The following is a 6,547-nucleotide window of genomic DNA, read 5'->3' as shown; positions in this document are numbered from 1 at the left end:
GCAACTAAAGTCGAGTACCCTAATACAGCGGTTATTGATTATCCTATTTATGGTCAAGGGGTGATCAAAGAAAAAGAAGCGAAAGATAAATATGAGTATAATATCGATGATTTTGATAATGCCTTAAAACAGGGGCGACTTGATTATCAAGTTGAACTTCCTTATTGTGTTGATGAAAATAACAAGCCTTTAGTGATTAGCGCGTCGCAGTTGGCGATTCCTTACGATCAGTTTTTTTACCCTTATGCTAATCAGGCAACGGTTAATTTAGCTTTTTATATGGAGTCTGCCTTAATTGAGAGTGCTGCATTATTTTCAGTTGACTCTTCTTTAATTAAGCAAGATGAGCAAACTAATTTGATTAATATGGGAAATGATCGTTCAAGTTATATGAAACTAAGTAATAAAGATGAAAAAAATCAATTAGAACTGACAAATGCGAATAGTTCGATTAAGCAATCTATTAAATTGACAGATGGCGGAATGTCTCTTGTCTATAGCAGCAGTGGGGAGGAGGGTTGATTATGGAAAAATATTTGCCTTCAATTAATAAGTTACTCACTATTCAAACAATTCTCATTGCCTTGGCTGTTATTGTTGTTCTTATTGTCATTTTTAAAAAGCTAAAATTAAAAAAATACTTGATCTATATTAAAGACTTCTTTGATATTTATATATGTAATTATTACTCTATTCGTTTATTTAGATTGAGGGTTTATAATTTTTTTGTGCTGAAAAAAGACTTAACACGGCCGTATATTTTGATTTCAAAACTTGCCTATCAATCTGAAGACTTAGTGTATAAAAAAGAACTACTCAATGTGATTGGCCATACCGTTTTTATCAATTTGGTGATTGGTGAATTGGCTGTCGCACCGGTGAAGCGTTTAAAAATCTTAAAGGTCTTTTTGGCACGGCAAAAAAGCAAGATTAATCCTACGGTTGTACTGAGCTCTGAGTTGGCAGAACTGAATGAAGGGGAAAGTTTAGCTTTTCGAAAAAATATGTTAGAGCTAGTTGATTGGGTTAAAGGCATAGGTTTTGTTGTTGTGACTAAGCTTTCCCAACTTATTTCAGAAGAAATCATTGATTTAAGCTGCCAACGCCGTGTTTATAGTGATGCTACTGAGTTTGCTAGTATGTTCGATATTAGTTTGAATCAGGCATTGATGCTGATGAGTACAGATAAATATACCCATTATGTTGATGTGGTGGGAACAATTTGTTGTTATCATACAAAAGTAGAGTCTCAGATTAAGAAGGTGAATGTCTATAAGGTTCGTCACGCGTTGTCGTTAAGTTCGGTCATGGATCAAACCCATGTACGCCATCGCTTTCCATTACTTTCCTATTTACTTATTTTTAGTGGTTTTTTTCTATTAACGACAGGTGCGGTGAGCTATAAAGAGCAATTGCTTGTCGAGACAAAAAAGAATCGAGTTGAAAAACCACTATATACGGCTATTTATCCAGACCGTCTATTTGTGAACCAGCTTAAAAAAGATATTGTTGAGCGTGTGCACCAGCACTTGATTGCTAAGATTGCGAGTAATATGAATAACTCATTGGGAGCACTGTATTATCAGGTGTATTTGGCCAATGGTAACCCAGCTACGGCAGACTATATTGAAAAGCATATTGATTTAATCGCTGATATTTTATCGATGAATCGAGAGAGTCTATTAACTTATATTCAAAGTAGCCCATATGCCTCTTATAAGTCGTACTACTTTAAGAATGCTCTAAATAATGTTGATATCAGCATAGTTGATCAGATTTTATCTAATCCACAAATTACAGTGAAAACATTTTTAAGTAGCCAGGCGAAGATTAGGCTTTATCTTTCTGAACAAATCGTAAGTGCAATCCAGCAGGATAAACAAATGTCTCTAGTAAACCGACAAGCGTTTAATCAATTGGCTGCTGTCATGAATATTAAGGTCAAAGAATTTGATAAGAAAATGGATTTTTTTAACTTAATCAAGAAGATTAACGAGGTGAGTGAACGCTATATTTCAACGCCTGTGTATTATAAGAACAATAATATAAAGCTTGTCGCTTTAAAGGCGCTGATCAATGATGTTGCTGACTATTATAGTCAGCATTCGGCGAGTGTAATGAACTCTAGTTATAGTGGTCAAGGTATCATTATCAACAACCCTTTTTCTGGTCAGCAGGCTAAAGTGAGTGGCCTTTATACTCAGGCTTATGCGAGGAGTGTGATTATGCCTGGGCTTGAAATTTATCAGAAACTTCAAAAAAAATTGGAGAAAATAGTTGACTTATCAGAGCTAAATCAACTGATCGCTAAGTCAACTGAAAATTATATCCAAAGCTATATTCAAAGTTACTACAATTTTGCTCACATTCTTTTTTCTGCAGATATTGCTAATTCAGAAGGGCTAAAACTGTATTTAGGCAATATTATTTCTTCTTATTCGCTCATTTATAAAGGGCTAAAACAGATTAATGAAAATACTCGATTTAAAGAAGCGCCGTTTAAAGCGATCAATGATAAGTTTTCGTTTTTAAACACGTTGTATGACAACTATGATACGAGTGATTTTGTGATGTATTTAAGCAGTATTTATAATAATATTTACGGTGGCTATCAGACAGATTCTTCATCACAAAACCAGCGTTTAGTGAAATTAGTGTATGACTATTATGGCAATAGTGAAGGCAGCACACTTAATAAGGTGAAAAACTGGTTGCCGGAGAGTGTCAATCCGGTGATCCGTAATAGCTTTGCCGGTGTATTTAACCAGATTGTGGCCGTTGGCTTGGTTGGGGTAAAACGTAATATTCAGCAGGTTTGGCAAAATCAATTGCTACCCTCGATTAGGAAGATTGATCAGTATTATCCATTTAGCTTAGAGTCTCACAAAATAGTGAATACGGATATCCTTGATCGAAATATTAACCCAAAAAGCGGTTATTTTTGGCAAGTGTTTAATCAATGGTTAAAACCCTTCTTAGTGTATACTCCCAATGGTTGGATCAATAACCGGTCTGTGGTGAACCAAGCTTTGCTTTCATCGGTACAACTTGCTGATATTAATCGCATCAATAACATTGCGGGTCAATTTTGGGATCAAAGTGGCCAGCCTAAAGCGCTACAGTTAACAGTTTCACCCGAGATGATGATGAATGGTCAGCTTGCCGACAAAGATTTTGTTAATATGAGCTTTTTAAAAGTCGGTGACCAGACTGTTATCGGGGTGAACGTTGCCGGAGTAAACCAGCCAATTCAGTATCAGTGGTGGAAGGATCAAAGCTGTACAGTAGGCTATCAAACCTCGATGGGCAATTCTGTGAACATATCAAACAGTCATGCACCGTTATGTTTATTTGCTTTACTTGCCTCAGCTCAGGAGGATAACCATCGTTATCAATGGCAGGACAAGCAGTCGAAGGTCAAAATTGCTTATCAACTGACAGGCTTGGAGTTTGCATCATGATGACAAGCAGTAAGAGCTTGAAACGGGAGATTGCATTTAATATTGATAAAATTTACCAGCAGTTTCATCAGTATACCGCGCGGTTGAAAAAAAACAGGCTAATCGATTTATATCATAGCTTATTTTGCACCTTACCTGCTTCATCCTTGGTGGCACTGAACCAGCTGGATGGTGAGTCAACTTATCGAGTGAATAAAAACCAGGCACTGATTGCTTCAGGAAATGATGAAGCCTATGAAGTGATGAATCTTTTTGGTGCGTCATTGTATGATATAAAATCGGTGCACTACTCATTTAACAACGAAAAGATGATGATTTCATTGGAGTTTAATGAGGAAATTGTTGTTAATGCCGAATCTCGTTTTCGCTTTTATTTGCATCATACCGAGGCGATGGAGAATGTGATTGCTTTGAGTTTTTTAAAGGGTAATGTCTGTGGCTCGCAAGCAATTCTTAATCACGATCTCGAGTTTAAGTCCCATATTGACTATCAAAATATCGATAGTTTAATGTGTCGCAATCAAATACTCCGTCAAATGACCCATAACCCTCAGCACTTTTGCTTTTTTGATCTATTAGTGAGTGTTGCAACTCCTTATAAAGCACACTCGATTGATTTTTATATTGAACTAAATTCCTATGAGCGCATTGGCGATGTCATTCACCATCTACAATTTAATGCCTTAACCTTGCTAGGGCTTCATCAGCTGCCAGCAAGCCGGATTTATTTAAATGATGCAGATTATTATCCTATCCTGTTTAGTCAGCAACGTAGCAATTTTTTTGAAACTGACGCATATAAAAAGCCAAACCACTGATATTTACCCTCGTTATTTGTTTCATGACTCAGCTGCAATGAGTTATACCCTTCATTATGAAAGTTTCTCAAAGCCCACTATTGAGTTTCATTATGCACAGAGCCAGCAAGTAGACTGGCTCGATATTGAGTGCTTGTGTCACACTGAGCTTGTGCAAAGTGATATTGACCAGGTTGTTGATGTTGATGAGAAGGCGACTTTCTTATCTTTGAGTACTTGTACGGCTAAATATATGAATTATGATGATCGGCAAGTGTTGGTTGAGCGCCTGATGGATATTAATTTTGGTAATATTGCTGATTTAAGTTCTATTCAGTTATTTTTTGACTTGTTAGTTGACAAAGAAAGTTTTATTTTTCCATTAAGAAAGCGCATTATCCACACAGAAACTACTCGTATTTCTGATACTTTTTTGATTTGTTTGCATGTACTTGTTAGTGAGATGAATGATGAGTATCTCTTTGTTTATTTGTGTAAGGTCTTGCAGCGTTTTATTAATTATAACTTTACTAATATGTTGAACTATCGTGTCGTTTATAAAGTACTCAAGTAATTTAGAGGTCCTTGTAAACACCTTGATTAGCCAAGGTGTCGCTTATGATGATATCTACTTTAGTTCGAAAATCGGTCGGCATTCACCCAAGCATTATATTGATGCTGTTGCTGTGAATGGGCAATCTGCGAGGATCAAGGTCAATGATGGTTTGTTAATGGTACAATCAAAATTTGATGAGCGGTCAATTGATTGTATTTTGTATGATGACCGTAATGAAGAAAGCATATTTATTCAAAGTGTTGCCGATCAACTATTAAACTTTGAGCTTGATGTTATTTTGCAAGAGCATTCAGGAATTGAAGCAATGCTTGCTAAGAGTATATTATTGCCAAGTATTGAAACAGTTAATTGTCATAGTTTGGCGATGATGCGTACATTATTTGCATTGGCGTTTTCTGGTTTGTATTTTGAAGTATTTTCAAAATCGGTGAGACAATCTTCACCAAAAAAAATATTTCGATTAGCCGAAGATCAATTATCAGGTTATTTAACGCTTGGACGCTTTGCAGAATACTCAGTGAAGCGCATCGAGATCAATATTTATGCTGATGTGAGTGTTTGCCAGTCTAAGTTACATTGCCTTGAGCGGATACTTTCTGCTTATAGGGAGAGTTTTATTAATCATCAAGTGATTGCCTATAGTGTATTTTCATCTGCAAATCATTATGGTCAATCTATTAAGGCAAAAATATTGTCACGATCTAAACTAGATTATCGACGAGTGAAGGTGTATGAGAAAGTTATTGATTAAAGTAAGTAGCCGTTTATTTATAATTACTTTGATATTTATATTAACAGGTTGCTCGATGCTTGGTTTGGGTGGAGATACCGAGTTAACGATTAAGGTGAAGACCAATAAATTTACTAATAATGGTAATAATTTTTATATGTTGGTTGCACAAGATGATGACAAAAATTATGTCAGTAATAGCTATTATAGCCTTTATAGCCAGTTTAATAGCAGCCGCTATAAACGTTATTTTATTACTCCTCAATATGAATCAAGTTACAGCTTTAGTTATCCGCTGGATCTTAAAAAATCAACCTCGCTTTACTTCTTATTTAATAATGAAAGCCGTCAATGGAAGGTGCGAGTTAAGCCTGGGATAAAAAAAGTGACCCTTGAGGTTAAAAATGATCGGGTAATAATGGACCAATAACAGAGGGCTGAATGATGGAATCTGCAATATTTCGAGTGTCTTGCTTTTTAGTAATGGTCAAAAAATATAAACAGAGTAAAGTAAAGCAAGAAGATTACAGAAAGACAGTTATTGATAAGATCAAGTCAATTAATTTATTCTTAGGAAAAAATTACGGTGGGGATATTGCCTACTTAATCACTTTTGCCTTGACGGTGTATGTCGATGAATATATCAACCTAAAAGTCGACAGCGTTGAAGGGGAGCGCTGGGAGCTTGTACAGCGGGAAATGTTTGATGTGGATACGGGAGGGAACTATTTTTATAAGGCCCTTAACCATATCGTTGATAATAAGTACTATCCTAAAATTGTTTATCAAATTTACTACTTTATTTTAAAAGACGGCTTCATGGGTGAGATGATAAATTATAATAATAATATGGCAAGAGATTATTTAATTCAACTAGAAGCGAAGTGTGATCAGCGTTTGAAATTAGATGCAGATAAAACACTTCTTTTTAATGAACAAAATTCAGCTTATAAAAAAATAAATAAAAAAAAGTGGTTTTATA

At 35.5% G+C, this 6,547-nt stretch carries 7 protein-coding genes; all 7 read left to right on the top strand.

Annotation, left to right across the window (positions count from 1 at the left end):
- A partial coding sequence (locus BGC07_RS20995; protein ID WP_158007033.1) for a hypothetical protein occupies positions 1 to 522 on the top strand: 522 nt, incomplete at its 5' end.
- Positions 523 to 524: 2 nt separating this feature from the next.
- The gene (locus tag BGC07_RS19060) at positions 525 to 3,461 is read left to right on the top strand and encodes a hypothetical protein (protein WP_069314634.1); all 2,937 of its coding nucleotides are present in this window, start codon (positions 525 to 527) and stop codon (positions 3,459 to 3,461) included.
- A complete protein-coding gene (locus BGC07_RS22850; RefSeq protein WP_235603500.1) occupies positions 3,458 to 4,279 on the top strand; it encodes a hypothetical protein in 822 nt (273 codons plus the stop codon). Before BGC07_RS19060 ends, BGC07_RS22850 begins: the two co-directional genes overlap by 4 nt.
- Positions 4,245 to 4,832 (top strand): hypothetical protein, encoded by a 588-nt coding sequence (locus tag BGC07_RS22845; protein WP_235603499.1) that lies wholly within the window; start codon positions 4,245 to 4,247, stop codon positions 4,830 to 4,832. The genes BGC07_RS22850 and BGC07_RS22845 overlap by 35 nt, the downstream gene beginning before the upstream one ends.
- Positions 4,807 to 5,586 carry a hypothetical protein gene (locus BGC07_RS19050; protein ID WP_235603498.1) on the top strand — a complete coding sequence of 260 codons (780 nt, stop codon included), beginning with the start codon at positions 4,807 to 4,809 and terminating at the stop codon, positions 5,584 to 5,586. The genes BGC07_RS22845 and BGC07_RS19050 overlap by 26 nt, the downstream gene beginning before the upstream one ends.
- Positions 5,567 to 5,995 carry a type VI secretion system lipoprotein IglE gene (iglE, locus tag BGC07_RS19045; RefSeq protein WP_069314633.1) on the top strand — a complete coding sequence of 143 codons (429 nt, stop codon included), beginning with the start codon at positions 5,567 to 5,569 and terminating at the stop codon, positions 5,993 to 5,995. The genes BGC07_RS19050 and iglE overlap by 20 nt, the downstream gene beginning before the upstream one ends.
- 11 nt (positions 5,996 to 6,006) lie before the next feature.
- Positions 6,007 to 6,547: DotU family type IV/VI secretion system protein (locus tag BGC07_RS19040; protein WP_139121858.1), on the top strand; the 541-nt coding region annotated here is incomplete at its 3' end.

The organism is Piscirickettsia litoralis, assembly GCF_001720395.1.
Lineage (GTDB): Bacteria > Pseudomonadota > Gammaproteobacteria > Piscirickettsiales > Piscirickettsiaceae > Piscirickettsia > Piscirickettsia litoralis.
The sequence above is the reverse complement of the archived record's forward strand: the minus strand, read 5'-3'. Positions and strand labels throughout refer to the sequence as shown.